General features: G+C 64.4%; 17 protein-coding genes and 2 tRNA genes. 11 read left to right on the top strand and 8 right to left on the bottom strand.

The annotated features are described in order from the left end of the window. Positions 1 to 11: 11 nt before the first annotated feature. Positions 12 to 689: a DoxX family protein gene (locus ACYVGS_RS10080; RefSeq protein ID WP_460588558.1), complete on the bottom strand. Its 678-nt coding sequence runs from the start codon at positions 687 to 689 to the stop codon at positions 12 to 14. Positions 690 to 802: 113 nt separating this feature from the next. Between ACYVGS_RS10080 and ACYVGS_RS10075 the strand changes: the two genes are divergently transcribed. The 3 genes from ACYVGS_RS10075 to ACYVGS_RS10065 are packed head-to-tail and all read left to right on the top strand — an operon-like array spanning position 803 to position 3,087. Continuing rightward, entirely contained in the window at positions 803 to 1,516 is a 714-nt protein-coding gene (locus ACYVGS_RS10075; RefSeq protein WP_460588557.1) for an SIMPL domain-containing protein, read from the top strand. Positions 1,517 to 1,519: 3 nt separating this feature from the next. Then, positions 1,520 to 2,128: a uracil-DNA glycosylase family protein gene (locus ACYVGS_RS10070; RefSeq protein ID WP_460588556.1), complete on the top strand. Its 609-nt coding sequence runs from the start codon at positions 1,520 to 1,522 to the stop codon at positions 2,126 to 2,128. Further along, on the top strand, positions 2,128 to 3,087 hold the full coding sequence (locus ACYVGS_RS10065) for a YihY/virulence factor BrkB family protein (RefSeq protein ID WP_460588555.1): 960 nt from the start codon (positions 2,128 to 2,130) through the stop codon (positions 3,085 to 3,087). Before ACYVGS_RS10070 ends, ACYVGS_RS10065 begins: the two co-directional genes overlap by 1 nt. A 17-nt stretch (positions 3,088 to 3,104) precedes the next feature. Here ACYVGS_RS10065 and ACYVGS_RS10060 read toward each other — a convergent pair whose 3' ends face one another. The 5 genes from ACYVGS_RS10060 to ACYVGS_RS10040 all read right to left on the bottom strand — a co-directional run bounded on the left by ACYVGS_RS10060 (position 3,105) and on the right by ACYVGS_RS10040 (position 5,659). Further along, complete coding sequence (locus tag ACYVGS_RS10060) at positions 3,105 to 3,752, bottom strand: NUDIX hydrolase (RefSeq protein WP_460588554.1); 648 nt, start codon at positions 3,750 to 3,752, stop codon at positions 3,105 to 3,107. Positions 3,753 to 3,869: 117 nt separating this feature from the next. Further along, positions 3,870 to 3,943, bottom strand: a tRNA-Gly gene (locus ACYVGS_RS10055). 217 nt (positions 3,944 to 4,160) lie between these two features. Continuing rightward, a complete protein-coding gene (locus ACYVGS_RS10050) occupies positions 4,161 to 4,976 on the bottom strand; it encodes a Stf0 family sulfotransferase (protein ID WP_460588552.1) in 816 nt (271 codons plus the stop codon). A gap of 94 nt (positions 4,977 to 5,070) precedes the next feature. Further along, positions 5,071 to 5,146: transfer RNA gene (locus tag ACYVGS_RS10045), tRNA-Thr, on the bottom strand. A gap of 129 nt (positions 5,147 to 5,275) precedes the next feature. Then, positions 5,276 to 5,659, bottom strand: coding sequence for a VOC family protein (locus ACYVGS_RS10040; protein WP_460588551.1), 384 nt, complete (start codon positions 5,657 to 5,659; stop codon positions 5,276 to 5,278). 204 nt (positions 5,660 to 5,863) lie between these two features. Between ACYVGS_RS10040 and ACYVGS_RS10035 the strand changes: the two genes are divergently transcribed. Beyond that, positions 5,864 to 6,205, top strand: coding sequence for a hypothetical protein (locus tag ACYVGS_RS10035; protein WP_460588550.1), 342 nt, complete (start codon positions 5,864 to 5,866; stop codon positions 6,203 to 6,205). Between the two features lie 62 nt (positions 6,206 to 6,267). Continuing rightward, entirely contained in the window at positions 6,268 to 6,771 is a 504-nt protein-coding gene (locus tag ACYVGS_RS10030) for a hypothetical protein (RefSeq protein WP_460588549.1), read from the top strand. 9 nt (positions 6,772 to 6,780) lie between these two features. Here the strand turns inward: ACYVGS_RS10030 and ACYVGS_RS10025 are convergent, their stop codons facing one another. Together ACYVGS_RS10025 and birA are read right to left on the bottom strand one after the other, a co-directional pair. Then, positions 6,781 to 7,539 (bottom strand): type III pantothenate kinase, encoded by a 759-nt coding sequence (locus ACYVGS_RS10025; protein WP_460588548.1) that lies wholly within the window; start codon positions 7,537 to 7,539, stop codon positions 6,781 to 6,783. Next, positions 7,536 to 8,522 carry a bifunctional biotin--[acetyl-CoA-carboxylase] ligase/biotin operon repressor BirA gene (gene birA, locus ACYVGS_RS10020; protein WP_460588547.1) on the bottom strand — a complete coding sequence of 329 codons (987 nt, stop codon included), beginning with the start codon at positions 8,520 to 8,522 and terminating at the stop codon, positions 7,536 to 7,538. The genes ACYVGS_RS10025 and birA overlap by 4 nt, the downstream gene beginning before the upstream one ends. Before the next feature lie 183 nt (positions 8,523 to 8,705). Here birA and ACYVGS_RS10015 point away from each other — a divergent pair, with 183 nt between their 5' ends. From ACYVGS_RS10015 to ACYVGS_RS09990, 6 genes are all read left to right on the top strand, one after another. Further along, on the top strand, positions 8,706 to 9,242 hold the full coding sequence (locus ACYVGS_RS10015) for a nuclear transport factor 2 family protein (RefSeq protein ID WP_460588546.1): 537 nt from the start codon (positions 8,706 to 8,708) through the stop codon (positions 9,240 to 9,242). Between the two features lie 72 nt (positions 9,243 to 9,314). Further along, positions 9,315 to 9,983, top strand: coding sequence for a TetR/AcrR family transcriptional regulator (locus ACYVGS_RS10010; protein WP_460588544.1), 669 nt, complete (start codon positions 9,315 to 9,317; stop codon positions 9,981 to 9,983). 2 nt (positions 9,984 to 9,985) lie between these two features. Further along, on the top strand, positions 9,986 to 10,831 hold the full coding sequence (locus ACYVGS_RS10005; protein ID WP_460588543.1) for a sterol desaturase family protein: 846 nt from the start codon (positions 9,986 to 9,988) through the stop codon (positions 10,829 to 10,831). 117 nt (positions 10,832 to 10,948) lie between these two features. Beyond that, positions 10,949 to 11,329, top strand: a complete 381-nt coding sequence (locus ACYVGS_RS10000; protein WP_460588542.1) for a MerR family transcriptional regulator — start codon at positions 10,949 to 10,951, stop codon at positions 11,327 to 11,329. After that, positions 11,326 to 12,495, top strand: coding sequence for an isovaleryl-CoA dehydrogenase (locus tag ACYVGS_RS09995; protein WP_460588541.1), 1,170 nt, complete (start codon positions 11,326 to 11,328; stop codon positions 12,493 to 12,495). Before ACYVGS_RS10000 ends, ACYVGS_RS09995 begins: the two co-directional genes overlap by 4 nt. A gap of 14 nt (positions 12,496 to 12,509) precedes the next feature. Beyond that, entirely contained in the window at positions 12,510 to 14,117 is a 1,608-nt protein-coding gene (locus ACYVGS_RS09990; RefSeq protein WP_460588540.1) for a carboxyl transferase domain-containing protein, read from the top strand. Positions 14,118 to 14,393: the final 276 nt, after the last annotated feature.

Below are 14,393 nucleotides of genomic sequence, written 5' to 3'. Positions count from 1 at the left end.
GCGTCCCGGATTCAGGTATTTTCATCCTTCAGCCACCAGCGTCGCCACCAGTAATCCAGGCTGACAAAGCGACCACCCCCGGTGAAGAAAAGCGACAACAGCATCACAAAATAGGTCGCCGCGAACTCGATGCCGTTGTTGAGCATCGCGAAGTCGCCCCGCTCGGTCAGCCAGCGGTAATTGCCGTGCTCGCGCAGCAGGCTGCGTGCGGCCTCCAGCCGTCGCCCCACCGCCTCGCTGTTCTCCAGGCTTTCCTGTGCCGCGGGCACACCGATCGCCGCAAGCGGCATGGCGGTACTGGTCGCGGGATCGGAGGGCGCGATGGCGAACCAGCCGTTATCCCAGTGCACCGCCAGAGCGGCAACCAGCATGGTTATCATCAAGGGCACCGCGATCAGGCGCGTTCCCAGCCCAAGGAGCAGCAGCAGACCTCCCAGCAGTTCGGTCCAGGTGGCCAGGGCTGCCATCAGCCAGGGCAAGGGCAACCCCAGCCCCCAGTCGGGGTTGCCGAACCAGGACACGGTATCCGGGAAGGTCATCAACTTGGTCAGGCCGGCGGCAATGAACACCGGGGCCAGGTAGAAGCGCAAAAGCAGGGGCGCGAGAAAATCCAGCGCCCGTGTGTGATCCAGCGTACGCAGCCCTGCGCGGGTCAGGCGCCGCAAAAACTCTGTGTTGCTGCCGCTCATGAGTGTCACCTCTCTTGAACCCTTCCGCAGACCTTACCGCCTTTCGCTGCCCGCTTGCACGTACGGGCGTTTTGCCCTGTAATCGCTCCACCACATGACACGGTACAGGCGAGATGAACACATTCTTCCAGGGCACCCTGGCCGCCCTGCTGGTGGGCCTGGGGCTGGTGTTTTCGGGCTGGGGTATTGGCGAGGGCCTGCAGCAGTTCCGCACTGGCGACCGCTCGGTCACCATCAAGGGCCTGGCGGAGCGCAGCGTGGACAGCGATTATGCCACCTGGTCACTCACCTTCCGCCGCGCCGGCGACGATTTCGGTGACGTTCAGCGCAGCCTCGCGGCTGATCGCGAACGGGTGGCGAACTTCCTGCAAAGTAGCGGGTTCTCGGAACAGGAAGTGGAGGTCCGTCCGCTTCAGGTCCAGGACGTCTTCGCCCGGGAATACGCCCCCGGCAACCACCCATTTCGCTACACCGGCAGCGGGCAGGTGATCGTCAAGAGCCCGCGGGTGGCCCTGGTCGAAACCGCGGCACTGGCCGTGGACCCGCTGGTAGAGGCCGGCATCGAGCTGGAGGGTGGCAGTGGCCCGCGCTACCAGCTGCGCGGTTTCAATGACATCAAGCCCGCGCTGCTGGCCGACGCCACTCGCAACGCCCGGCAGCAGGCCATCGACTTCGCCGCGGAGGCCGGCGCGGAGCTGGGCGCCCTGAAAGAAGCCAACCAGGGCGTCATCCGCATCACCGGGGACGACGGCAGCGACTGGGACGACGGCAGCTCCCGCACCAAGCGCCTGCGGGTGGTCAGCACCTTCATTTACGCCCTGCGCTGAATCATGGAGGAGCTGCCCCCCCTGCTCAGGCGTATCCGTGCCTGCGCGCTGTGCGAGGCCAACCTGCCCCTGGGCCCGCGCCCCGTGCTGCAGGCGCATGCCGCGGCGCGCATTCTGATCGTTGGCCAGGCACCCGGGCGCAAGGTGCACGAGACCGGCATTCCCTTCAACGACCCCAGTGGCGAACGCCTGCGCGACTGGCTGGGCGTCAGCCGCGACCAATTCTACGACGAGCAGCTCTTCGCCATCGTGCCCATGGGTTTTTGCTACCCGGGCAAAGGCAAGTCGGGTGACCTGCCACCGCGCCCCGAGTGTGCGGCCACCTGGCGCGCACCGCTGATGGCGGCACTGCCCAACATTCAGCTCACGGTTGCCCTCGGCCAGTACGCGCACCACTACCATTTCCCGGACGCAAGGCGATCGGTGACGGAACGGGTACAGTTGTGGCGGGACAGCTGGCCCGAGATCGTCCCCCTGCCTCACCCCAGCCCGCGAAATATCGGCTGGCTGCAGCGAAACGCCTGGTTCGAGAGCGATCTCCTGCCAGTGCTGCGAGGACGCATCCGCGCCATCCTCGACAGAAACGTCGGCGACCCGAGGAATAGCCTATAATGCCGGCCATGGACACCTCGCTATTTCACAGGATGTTGGGAGAGCTGCGGTTCTGGCTCGGGGTATTCGCCGCGGCGGGGAAAAACTGGCTGGACAGCCAGGCCTTCATTTACGCTGCCGCGCTCGCCTTCTTTACGCTGTTTTCCATTGCGCCGGTGGTGATCGTGGCTGTCACGGTGGTGGGGCTGGTGCTGGGTGAACGCGCGGCCCAGGGCGAGATCATGACCCAGCTGCAGGATGTCATCGGGCCGGAAGCCGCCGAAGTCGTACAGACTGCCGTCGTAAACTCACAGATCAGTGAAGCGGGCCTGCTGCCCAGCTTGATCGGTATAGGCGCCATACTCCTCGGTGCCACCACGGTATTTGCCCAGATGCAGCAGTCGCTGAACGCCATTTGGGACGTTACCGCGAAGCCTTCCCGCAATAGCGTACTGCTCTACCTGCGCAATCGCCTCATGTCCCTGGCCGTGGTGCTGGCCATCGGCTTCATCCTGCTGGTCTCGCTGATGCTCAGCGTCGCCCTGCGCGCGGTGATGAACTACGCCGGGCAGTGGCTACCGCTGCCGGAAGTGCTGGTGTTGGGGCTGGAAATCAGCCTGTCGCTGGCGGTCGTGACACTACTGTTTGCCGCCATGTTCCGCATCCTCCCCGACGTCGTGCTGAACTGGCGCGATGTACTGGTCGGTGCCGCCCTGACTGCCGTGCTGTTCACCCTCGGCCGCTCGGCCATCGCCATGTACCTGGCCACCACGGCAACCGCCTCGACCTACGGCGCGGCAGGCTCCCTCGTGGTGCTGCTGCTCTGGGTCAATTACTCGTCGTTGATACTGCTCTACGGCGCCGCGTTCACCCGCGCCCACCTGGAGGCCCGGGGCTTGCCCATCCGGCCGCGCATCTCGGCCGTTCGCGTGCATAGGGAACTGCTGGAGGGCGAACAGAGGCGTACCAGGGATACCTGATTGCCCCCGGCCACCTGTCAGCCGTGATGCTCCACCAGCTCAACCCCCTCCAGGCGGCGGAACAGTGCTGCATCATGGGCGCTGGTGTCCCCCAGGCCCAGCTGCCGGCGAAGTAGTGCCAGCACCAACTCGGTAATGCTGATCACCGGCAGGTGAGCGGTATCACACAGGTCCACCCAGTGCAGATCCTCGAGCTCGCCATTACCGCGAAGCTCACCCTGCACATGGGCGGCATCGACCAGGAAAAATCGCGCATCAAAGCGCCGCACCTGGCCCGGTGGCGTAATCGCCCTGGCCAGGTAGTCCAGGCGGTGCAGCGCCGGCACCATACCCTGTCGAAACAGTGGGCGCCAACTGGGAGAGCGCGTCGATAGCGGGCGGTCTGTGGGCTCCGCGAGCAACAGGCCGGTCTCCTCCCAGGTTTCCCGTACCGCGGCCATCGCCAGGGCTCGGGCTCGCGCCGGGCTTGCGGCCCGGGTGAGACGGGATGCGACCTCGGGGCGCAGGGCAATGGGCGCCGCCACGCGGGCATCCCCGGCATCCACGCGTCCGCCGGGAAAGACGTAATGATGAGGCAGAAAGGCATGCCGGTGACTGCGCACGCCCATCAGCACCTCGCGCCGGTTGCGCAGGATGATCAGGGTAGCGGCGTCGACAGGACGCAAATGGCCTCCTTGCACGGTGGACGATTGCAAAACAGCGGCCATTTTACACGCACGCATGCAAGGCCAGGCAACTGCCGTCACGAAAGGTCAGGGCACTGCGCGAGAATGGTATGGGGATGGAGCGGGTGAAGGGAATCGAACCCTCGTCGTAGGCTTGGGAAGCCTCTGCTCTACCATTGAGCTACACCCGCCTGGAGCTGGCGAGAGGTTTCGCCCCGCGCTGGCTGATTGTGCAGATAACGCCGCGGGAGCGGCCAGCACAGGGGCGCAAGTCTACACCCAATTTCTCAGTTTGCGCAAAAATTTGCTGGCCGGGGGGCGCCAGTCACCCTGGCACAGGCGCCGCCAGCAATCGCCATGATAACCCGCGAAGCGGGCCGGATGGCTCCAGGGGAATGGTGATCGTAATTAGCGCTCGAGGATACGTCTAATGTCCAGGTCCGAGCTGGACGCATCGAGGTCCTGTCTGAATTTCTCCATAAACTCCCGGTTCAGCGACCCCGCCTGCTTCTTGCGCTTGAGGTGCGCTGGGTCAACTGCCACGCTGCTGAAGCCAAGTCGCTCGGCCAACTCGGCTGTTTGCTCAACAGGGCTATCCAGGAAGTCCTCATAGAATATTTCAATCGGCTCGATACCCGAGGAGGCACAGAATTCCTCGATTCGGCGATTACTCTCGATCACCCCGAGAACCTGGGACTTGATGCCGGTGTAACTGTATTTGGGGGCCTTTCTGTTACCGTCATCAAAGCTTGCCCACTGATCGGTCTGAGCCGCAATCGAATGCGAGACCGCCTGGGCGAGAATATCGCGCCGCTTGGCCACCAGCCAGTTCACGCGGCCGTAGCAGGTGGGTATGGCACCACTGCTTAGCATCATCAGGGCTTGATCCGCGGACGCCTTCATGCCGAACATTGTGTCGGGCTTGTGCACGTTCTCCATGAGCCATTCCAGATAGCCGTAGAATGATTCAATACCATGCCGGGCGGAGCGCTGGGCCACCAAGGGATGGTTCAAGGGCTCACCCATGCCACTAAACCTGCCCGTCGCGCGCATGTAGTCGCAAACCAGGGAAGAACCGGAGCGATTGCTGAACAGCATGACGCAGACCTCCGGGGCCAACATCCGCGCCGAGGCCGGAACCTGGAGAGACCCGAAGACTTTGGCTATCTCCCGTTCGTGCTCACCGGGAGCCAACAGACTCCCATCATTCTGCTTGAACTTCATTCCAACTTCCGAATGAGCCCCCTGAGAACGATCGAAGCGAACAGGTCAACGATCCCCGGCACAGCCCTGAGGAAGATTCGGACCCGGGGGATAATGGAGCTGGCGAGAGGAATCGAACCCCCGACCGGCTGATTACAAATCAGCTGCTCTACCTACTGAGCTACGCCAGCCTTGAACACGGCTACCCCGCTGCCCCCGGCGCCTGTGGATAACCGTGGCGGGGACGCTGCAAGCGACGCGCATATTAACGCCGGCGTGATCGCAATACAACCACGGGCCACGCAGCTCGCGGCCGCTCATTAGCCGAGAGCTTGAACCACCTCGATACTGTAACCGTCGGGGTCCGTGATGAAAGCCACGATCACCGACCAGGCCTCGAGACGCTGTGGCGCTGAAACCACCTCGCAACCAAAGGCTTCGACACCCCGGCAGACCGCTTCGATGTCGTCGCAGTAGAGGTAGAGTTTCCAGAGGGCGTTGCCGTGGTCAATCGGGCCCACGACGTCCTCACGTTGAGCCAGCTGAATTTTGCCGTCGGAGTCATCCGTGCCCAGGATGACCTCCTCTGCTCCGGGTATGGAAATTCGTTGCTGCTCCAGCAAGCCCAGCACTTCGCGATAGAACGCTGTGGACCTTTCAAGATCACTTACGCTGATACAGAACTGCCCAACTCTGTTCGCCATCTCGACACCTTTATTAACATTTATTGGCCGCACGCGGGTGCCAGGAAAAATCCCCCGAACCCGCTACATTACTTAGGTGGTTTTACTCGACTAGTGGCCAGCATACCCGGTAATTCGCTCACGGCAAACGCCGCGGGAAGCTCGACGCTGATCCACCCAAACCACAGCGCCGTAACAAAAACATGAGAGTCATCTGGAGGTCACATGCAACTGCGACTGGAAACCTTCCGGAAAAGCGACCCCTCCCAGCCATCTGTCGAGCTGGGCCTCACCATACTCGAGTTCGCGGAGCCCGAAATACGGCTTCTCGAAGAACTGGAGCAACAACTTCAGCAATCCAGCGAGGACGCGCTGTTGCACGACATCTCCCCCGACGTGATCAACCTCGAGCCACCCGCCGGCTGCGGTGAACTCAAAGAATGCCAGCTGCGGCTGGTTCACGAGGGGGACCTGGACGCGACACACGTGCACCTGGTGGCGCGGCAGGCAAGCGACGACAGCCTGATCTACACCAACACGGTCATGGTGCGCATGCTCACCGCCTGACCCTGCCGGGTGCGCCCGGCCCTGCACAAACTCAATCACCCCGACACAAGTGAGGTACGACTGTGAAAGAGCGATTGTTCTTCTTTGCCCAGGATGAAAAAGCGGCCAAGGCCATGATCGGCAGCCTGGAAACCCTCGGTCTGGAGGAGTCCGACCTGCATGTCATTGCCAACGACCGCGCCGCGACGGAGCCCTTACCCGAGGCGGACCTGACACACCGCAGCGACGTGGTGGATGCGGCCAAACGGGGCGCCGCGACTGGCGGAGCCCTGGGACTGCTGGGCGGGGTATTGGTCGTCACCGTGCCCCCGGCGGGGCTGACTCTTGGCGGCGGTGCCCTGCTGGCGGGAACCGCTCTGGGGTCCGCACTGGGCACCTGGTTCAGCACCCTGGTAGGTGTCAGCGTGCCCAACCAGGACGTCGAGCAGTACCGGCAACGAATCGACGCCGGCGAAGTGATGATCATAGTCGATGCCACAGAGGATCAGCGCCAGCTGCTCACCACCCTGATGCAGCAGCGCTATCCCGATACCCTGTTGTTACAGGGCAACCTGGACGCCGCGTAGTACGGCAGCTCAGGCACGGGGCCGCGCCTGGCACTGCGCGGCCAGTGCCAGCCCCTCCAGCACCAGGTCGGGCACACACTCTCCCCGGCACTCGAGCTGGTGCCACAGCCACTCTCCGCCACCTCCGGTAAACACCACGTAGGGTGGACTCTTCCCGTTTTCCGGCCGCAGCGCCAGCGAGACGGCGCCCAGCTGCGACAGCGCAACCCCGTGACGCACCGCCTCAGCGGTGGAGGTACCCGGCGTCACGGTATACTCGGCGGGCTCCGAGAAGCGAACGCGGCCGGTATCCAGCAGCAAGGCGCGCTCCATCAGGGCGGGCCCGGGAATAATGTAGCCCCCCTCGTGAACGCCCCCGGGCGTCACCAGGTCGATGGTCAGAGCGGACCCGGCATCAACCACACAGAGGCGCTGCCCCGGGTAGCGCGCTCGCGCTGCCAGCATGGCCAGCCAGCGATCGACGCCCATGCGCCGGGGTTCGGCATAGCTGTTATGCAGACCCGCCTGCTCCGCCTCACTGCGCGCAAACCAGGGTTCCACCCCCCAACGGTCGAGCAGCAACTGTCGCAGCGCTCGGTCCTTTTCGTCATCGGCGACGCTGGAGATCCAGATAGCGGAAGGGCCTTGCGAGCAGTCCAGAAGCGCCGTTCTACTGTCAGCGTCGTCACGCCGGTAGACGCCCCGGGCGACAATCTCACCGTCGCGCACCAGACGCCACTTGGCACTGCTGTTGCCCACGTCGAGCTGGAGACAATCCCTCGGGCTCATGACGCCGGCCTCAGGGATACCTCACCACCGTACACCGGCTGCACACCCAGGCTGGTTTCCAGCTGCAGAGCACCGCGCGGGTCGACGCCCCGAGCCGTGCCCGCCTGGCGGAAATCGCCACTGCTGATGACCACCGGGGCACCGGCATAGGCATCCAGGCTCATCCAGGCCTCGCGCCAGGGCGCAAAACCACTGGCACCAAAGCCCGCAAGCAGCGGCAGCAGCTGGTCCAGCAGCGCGGCCAGCAGATGATTGCGGCCAGGCAGCTGGTCGCCCGCGAGGCTGCGCAGGTCAGTCCAGGACTGATCAATCGACGCCGCCACACCGGTCGGCATGTGCACATTGAGCCCAACGCCCACCACCACCTGACAGGGACCGGCGGCATCGCCCACCATTTCCAGCAAAATACCGCCCAATTTGGCGCCGTGAAACAGCAAGTCGTTGGGCCACTTGAGTTGCATCCCGCGGATGCCCAGGCTTTCCAGGGCACGGACTACCGCGACCCCCACGGCGAGACTCAAGCCTTCCAGGGCCGCCGCTCCCCCCTCGTATTCCCAGGTCAGGGACAGATAGAGGTTGCGCGCGAAGGGGCTGACCCAGGGCCGTCCGCGACGGCCGCGCCCAGCGGTCTGGAGCTCGGCGCTGCAACAGAAACCCGGCGGGCTACCGGCCGCGAGGCGCCGCAGGGCCTCGGCATTGGTGGAATCGAGTACCGGCTCGATCAACAGTTCGCCCAGCAGGTGGCGACTGCGAACAGAGAGCGCCTCGCGGACCCGGGGGGCCTCCAGCAACTCGAGTCCGCCGGGAATGCGATAGCCGCGCCCCTTTACCGACTCCACGGCAAGACCATAGTCCTCCTGCAGGCGGTTGAGCTGCTTCCACACGGCGGTACGGCTGACCCCCAGGGTGGCGGCCAGGGCCTCCCCCGAATGGAACGCTCCATCGGCGAGACGGTTGACCAGAGAGAGGTTGGGCGCAGACACGGCGACATTCCCGAGCATGGTTGAAGGCGCATCATAACAAAGCAGACTGCTGCGGAGGTCACAGCACCCAGCGGTGAATTCATTCGGCGGGAGGTGGTCCCGCGCTCGCGGCGGGCGCTACACTCGAGCCTGGCGCCATCGTGCCATCCCAATCCTTATAAGCAAAAGTACCAGGAGCCCCCCATGCCCGGACTCGACGACACCGCCCTGCGCGCAGCCGCCGACAAGCTGATCAAGGCCCACGCCCAAGCCAGCCGCGACAACGAATGGACCTTTTTCGTGGATGAACTCTACGCCACGGACTGCGTGTACACCTGCGAATACGCCGGCGTCATCACCGTGACAGCGAACGGCAGCGAGGAAATCAAAGCCACCCACTACGGTCGCGACATGCAGGTCGGCTGGGAGGGCTGGACCTTCCCCTACCTGGGCGTCTACACCGGCAGCGACAGCCGGCTGGTCACCCACTGGATGAACCGCGGCCCGGGCAAACGCTCCGACGGCAGCCACTTCGAGACCCCGGGCATCTCCTTCATCACCCTCAATGACGAGGCAAAGATCTGCCACCAGTTCGACCTGTTTGATCTGGCCCACCAGATGAAGCTCTGCGACGAGCTGGAGGACGCCGGCCTGCTGTCTCCCGAACTCAAGCAGAACTGGGTCGTACCAATGAAGGACAGGCTGGAAGCGCAGCTGCAGCACAACAGGTCGACGCCCTGAGACATCCCGCCCTGACATCGCGGCCAGATTAGGACATTTGACTTATTAAGTCGATCGTCTTAATCTGGCTGTATGCAAGAGACCCTCAAGGACCCACCCGGAGCCGGCGCCATCGCACTGATGGAGGCTGCCGAGCAGCTGATTGCCGAGAAGGGCATCGATGGCGTGTCCAGCCGGGAGGTAGCCCGCCTGGCCGGGCACAAAAATCACTCGGCGGTAAACTACAACTTCGGTTCCTACGAGGGCCTGGTGGAAGCCCTGATCGAGCACCGCTCCGCCCCCATCAGCCAGCAGCGCAAGGAGCTGTTTGCGGCACTGCTGGCAGCACCCGCAGCGCCCAGCCTGGAAGACCTCGTGGGCCTGATGGTGCGCCCGATGGCGGCAGAGCTGCTGGCCCCCGCGGGGCAGCACCACTTCCTCAATCTGCTTTCCCAACTGCTGACCCGCGATCACTGGCAACAGGTCTTTCTGGAAAACCGCCGCCGGGACCACACCCTGCTGCGCATCGGCGAACAGGTCGAGGCCCGGTTGCACCAGCAGCTGCCAGCCACGGTGTGCCAGGAGCGCCTGCAACGATTGGGAAACCAGATCGTCCATTGCGTGGCGGAGTGGGACAGCCGGATCCGCGCCGGCACCCTGGAAGCCACCCCCGAGGCGCTGAACTGGCGCATCGAGGATTTTATCGTCTGCTCGGTCGCTGCCCTCACGGCGCCGACACGGCCCACCTCCCCGGAGCAATAATAATGACCGACATGGAATCTATTGGCCTGATCGTCCTGTTCTCGTTCCTGGCGCTGTGGCTGATCGAACTGATTGGCGGGCGCCTGCGCCGCTCGCCCCGGCCCCGCCGGGACTTTGGCTTCATGCTCTTTGGCATGTTCTCGAACCTGGTCCTCGCCGGCGCCGCCATCGGCAGCCTGACCGGCTGGCTGGTGGTCCAGCTGTGGCCACACGGTGCGAACAGCCTGGCTTTCGTGCCCTTCTGGCTGGCCTTCCCGGTCATCTTTGTGACAGAGGAAATGGCGCACTACTGGCTGCATCGGGCCTCCCACCAGGCGCGCTGGCTGTGGAAGATTCACCGCACCCACCACAGCGCCCAGGACCTGAATGTCGCAGTCGTCTACCGCTACAACTTTTTCTGGGTCTTCCTGCTGCCCCAGACCTGGATGGGCGCCTTCGCCGTCTACTTCGGGCAGTCGACGGCCTACTTCACCGCCATACTGATCACGTTCTTTGTCAACCTCGCCACCCACAGCAGCTTTCGCTGGGACCTCTGGCTGCGGGAGCGCACACCCGCCTTCCTGCAGCCGGCCTGGTGGCTGATCGAGCGCACCATCACCCTGCCGGACACCCATCACGCTCACCATGCCTACGGGCGCGGCGCACACCCCAACGGCAACTACGCGGTGACCCTCTTCCTCTTCGATGTGATCTTTGGCACCGCCAAGATCCCCAACCGGCGCCAGGAGAACTATGGCCTGCCCATCTCCACGAGACTGCACTGGGCGGAAGAGCTGTTCTGGCCGCTGGTACGCAAACCGCTCTTGCCCAAACCGGGCCCCGCCCCGGCAAAACCCGCCGGGGAATAAGCCGGGAGGCGACCTGCACAGCGGCCGATGCGCCGCTGTTTTTCCCCACATGGCATTACGTTTACGTAAACGTAATTTGGGTCTATAGTACCGGGAAACCTTGACCAAGCGCAGACCATGCCCGACACCACCTACAGCATTGCCGACCTGGCGCGGGAATTCGACATCACCCACCGCACCATTCGCTTCTATGAGGAGAAGGGCCTGATCAGCCCCCGTCGCCGCGGGCAGCAGCGGCTCTACAGCCCCGCCGACCGGGTACGCCTCAAGCTGATCCTGCGCGGCAAGCGTATCGGCATGACCCTCGACGAGTCGGTCGAGGTGATCGACATGTACCAGCCCGGCAGTAACAACAGCGATCAGCTGCACGCCCTGCTGGAGCGAATCGGCGAAAAGCGCGCGCATCTGCTACAAAAGAGACAGGACATCGACGACATGCTGAGCGGGCTGGATGAAGTCCGGGCGCTCTGCCAACAGGCACTGGAGAAACCAGCATGAGCAATGGCTACCCCTCTCTGAACTTCGGCCTCGGCGAGGAGCTGGAGATGCTGCGGGATGCGGTGCGGCAGATGTGCCAGCGGGAAATTGCCCCGCGTGCCGCGCAGATCGACCGCGACAATGCCTTCCCCAACGACCTGTGGCGCACCTTCGGCGACATGGGCCTGCTGGGCATCACCGTGGAAGAGGAATACGGTGGCTCCAACATGGGTTACCTGGCCCACGCCATCGTCATGGAAGAGATCAGCCGCGCCTCGGCCTCGGTGGGCCTGTCCTACGGCGCCATGTCCAACCTCTGCCTGAACCAGATCCGCAAGAACGGCAGCGAGGCGCAGAAGCGCAGGTACCTGCCCAAGCTGTGCAGCGGTGAACACGTCGGCGCCCTGGCGATGTCCGAACCCAACGCCGGCTCGGACGTGGTGAGCATGAAACTGCAGGCCCGGCGGGACGGCGACACCTGGTACCTCACCGGCAACAAGATGTGGATCACCAATGGCCCCGACGCCGATGTCTACATCATCTACGCCAAAACCGATCCCGCGGCCGGCTCGAAGGGCATCACCGCCTTTATCGTCGAACGGGATTTCCCGGGCTTTTCCCGCTCGCCCAAGCTGGACAAGCTGGGCATGCGCGGCTCCAACACCTGCGAGCTGGTCTTCGACAATACCCCGGTGCCGGCGGAGAACATCCTGCGCGGCGAAGGCCAGGGCGTGCAGGTGTTGATGTCGGGCCTTGACTACGAACGTACCGTGCTGGCCGGCGGCCCGGTGGGCATCATGCAGGCCTGCCTCGACGAAGTCCTGCCCTACCTGCACACCCGCGAGCAGTTCGGCCAGCCGATCGGCCAGTTCCAGCTGATGCAGGGCAAGCTGGCCGACATGTACGCCGACCTCTCCGCCTGCCGCGCCTATCTCTACGCGGTCGCCGCCGCCTGCGACCGCGGCGAAGAGACCCGCAAGGACTGCGCCGCGGTGATTCTCTACACCGCGGAAAAGGCCACCCAGATGGCCCTGCAGGCCATTCAGGCCCTGGGCGGCTTCGGCTACACCAACGAAGCCAACACCGGCCGCTTGCTGCGCGACGCCAAGCTCTACGAGATCGGCGCCGGGACCTCGGAGATCCGCCGCATGCTGATCGGCCGCGAACTGTTCAACCAGACCGCCTGACCCGGGAGCCCTTCATGAGCGTGCTGCAGACCCGCCTCAACCCCAGTGACGAGACCTTCCAGGCCAACCGCGAGCACCTGCAGGCGCAGGTGGCGGACCTGCAGCGGCTCAGCGCCCGCCTTCGCGAGGGCGGCGGCGCCAAGGCACAGCAGCGCCACACGGCACGCGGCAAACTGTTGCCCCGGGAGCGACTGGCCGCCGTGCTGGACCCGGACTCCCCCTTCCTGGAACTGTCGCAGCTCGCCGCCTACCAGGTGTATGAAGACGAGGTACCCGGCGCCGGCATCATTACCGGCATCGGGCGTATCGCCGGGCAGGAGTGCATGATCTTCGTCAACGATGCCACGGTGAAGGGCGGCACCTATTATCCGCTGACCATCAAGAAGCAGGGCCGCGCCCAGACTATCGCCGAAGAGAACCGCTTGCCCTGCATCTACCTGGTGGATTCCGGGGGCGCCTACCTGCCCCTGCAGGACGAAGTCTTCCCCGACCGCGAACACTTCGGCCACGCCTTCTACAACCAGGCGCGCATGTCCGCCCAGGGCATCCCGCAAATCGCCGCCGTGCTCGGCTCCTGCACGGCGGGCGGCGCCTACCTCCCTGCCATGGCCGACGAGTCGATCATCGTCAAGAACCAGGGCAGCATCTTCCTCGGCGGCCCGCCCCTGGTAAAGGCCGCCACCGGCGAAGTGGTCACCGCCGAGGAGCTGGGGGGCGCCGACGTGCACTGTCGCACCTCCGGGGTCACCGACCACTACGCCAACAACGACCACCACGCCCTGGAGCTGGTGCGTCGCGCGGTAGCCCGCCTGAACCGGAAGAAGCCGGCACAACTCGACTTGCGCGAGCCGGTCGAGCCGCTCTACGACCCCGGCGAGCTCTACGGCGTCATCCCGAAGGACACGCGACAACCTCTGGACGTACGCGAAGTGATCATGCGCCTGGTCGACGGCTCCGAATTCGACGAGTTCAAGGCCCTCTACGGCGAAACCCTGGTCTGCGGCTTCGCCCGCCTGCACGGTTACCCGGTGGGCATCGTCGCCAACAACGGTATCCTGTTCAGCGAATCCGCAGTCAAGGGCGCCCACTTCATCGAACTCTGCGCCCAGCGCGGCATTCCCCTGGTCTTCCTGCAGAACATCACCGGCTTCATGGTCGGCAAGCAGTACGAGGCCGGCGGTATCGCCCGCCACGGCGCCAAGATGGTCCACGCCGTGGCCTGCGCCAATGTGCCCAAGTTCACCGTGATCATCGGCGGCTCCTTCGGCGCCGGCAACTACGCCATGTGCGGCCGCGCCTACGAGCCGCGCTTCCTGTTCATGTGGCCCAACGCGCGCATCTCGGTGATGGGCGGCGAACAGGCCGCCGGCGTACTGGCCACGGTCAAGCAGGACCAGCTGGCCCGGGAGGGCAAGTCGATGACGCCGGAGGAGGAAGCCGCCTTCAAGCGCCCGACCCTGGAACAGTACGAGCGCCAGGGGCACCCCTACTACGCCTCGGCGCGCCTGTGGGACGACGGCGTAATCGATCCGGCGGATACGCGCATGGTGCTGGGGCTGTGCCTGTCGGCGACGATGAATGCACCGATTGAGGAGACGCGGTTTGGTGTATTTAGGATGTAGGCCTAAAGCCGGGCCGAGAGACTGCTGGGGCTTTCCGGGAAACGCTGCAAGTACATCCCTGTACGCTCCTCGCCGGCCGTCCATGGCCGGCGAGGTTCCCGGAAAGCCCCAGCAGTCTCCCGGCCCTCACCTCAGTGCCAATGCCACGCGCAGAGGAACGCCTGAGTCAGCAACGGCAGTAAATTATCGCCCGAGCCAATTTCGGGACAACGTTAACGGGACTTCAGCCGATGGGCCACAGCCACAGCGGCCGGTCGAGTTCTCCTTCACTTCGCA

The sequence above is a fragment of the Haliea atlantica genome (assembly GCF_054779855.1).
This window is presented reverse-complemented; position numbering and strand designations above follow the sequence as displayed.

What these genes read in the sequence shown, in the direction of transcription:
- ACYVGS_RS10080 (WP_460588558.1), bottom strand. Translation starts at nt 689, where the DNA reads ATGAGCGGCAGCAACACAGAGTTTTTGCGGCGCCTGACCCGCGCAGGG.
- ACYVGS_RS10075 (WP_460588557.1), top strand. Translation starts at nt 803, where the DNA reads ATGAACACATTCTTCCAGGGCACCCTGGCCGCCCTGCTGGTGGGCCTG.
- ACYVGS_RS10070 (WP_460588556.1), top strand. Translation starts at nt 1,520, where the DNA reads ATGGAGGAGCTGCCCCCCCTGCTCAGGCGTATCCGTGCCTGCGCGCTG.
- ACYVGS_RS10065 (WP_460588555.1), top strand. Translation starts at nt 2,128, where the DNA reads ATGCCGGCCATGGACACCTCGCTATTTCACAGGATGTTGGGAGAGCTG.
- ACYVGS_RS10050 (WP_460588552.1), bottom strand. Translation starts at nt 4,976, where the DNA reads ATGAAGTTCAAGCAGAATGATGGGAGTCTGTTGGCTCCCGGTGAGCAC.
- ACYVGS_RS10040 (WP_460588551.1), bottom strand. Translation starts at nt 5,659, where the DNA reads ATGGCGAACAGAGTTGGGCAGTTCTGTATCAGCGTAAGTGATCTTGAA.
- ACYVGS_RS10035 (WP_460588550.1), top strand. Translation starts at nt 5,864, where the DNA reads ATGCAACTGCGACTGGAAACCTTCCGGAAAAGCGACCCCTCCCAGCCA.
- ACYVGS_RS10025 (WP_460588548.1), bottom strand. Translation starts at nt 7,539, where the DNA reads ATGAGCCCGAGGGATTGTCTCCAGCTCGACGTGGGCAACAGCAGTGCC.
- ACYVGS_RS10015 (WP_460588546.1), top strand. Translation starts at nt 8,706, where the DNA reads ATGCCCGGACTCGACGACACCGCCCTGCGCGCAGCCGCCGACAAGCTG.
- ACYVGS_RS10010 (WP_460588544.1), top strand. Translation starts at nt 9,315, where the DNA reads ATGCAAGAGACCCTCAAGGACCCACCCGGAGCCGGCGCCATCGCACTG.
- ACYVGS_RS10005 (WP_460588543.1), top strand. Translation starts at nt 9,986, where the DNA reads ATGACCGACATGGAATCTATTGGCCTGATCGTCCTGTTCTCGTTCCTG.
- ACYVGS_RS10000 (WP_460588542.1), top strand. Translation starts at nt 10,949, where the DNA reads ATGCCCGACACCACCTACAGCATTGCCGACCTGGCGCGGGAATTCGAC.
- ACYVGS_RS09995 (WP_460588541.1), top strand. Translation starts at nt 11,326, where the DNA reads ATGAGCAATGGCTACCCCTCTCTGAACTTCGGCCTCGGCGAGGAGCTG.
- ACYVGS_RS09990 (WP_460588540.1), top strand. Translation starts at nt 12,510, where the DNA reads ATGAGCGTGCTGCAGACCCGCCTCAACCCCAGTGACGAGACCTTCCAG.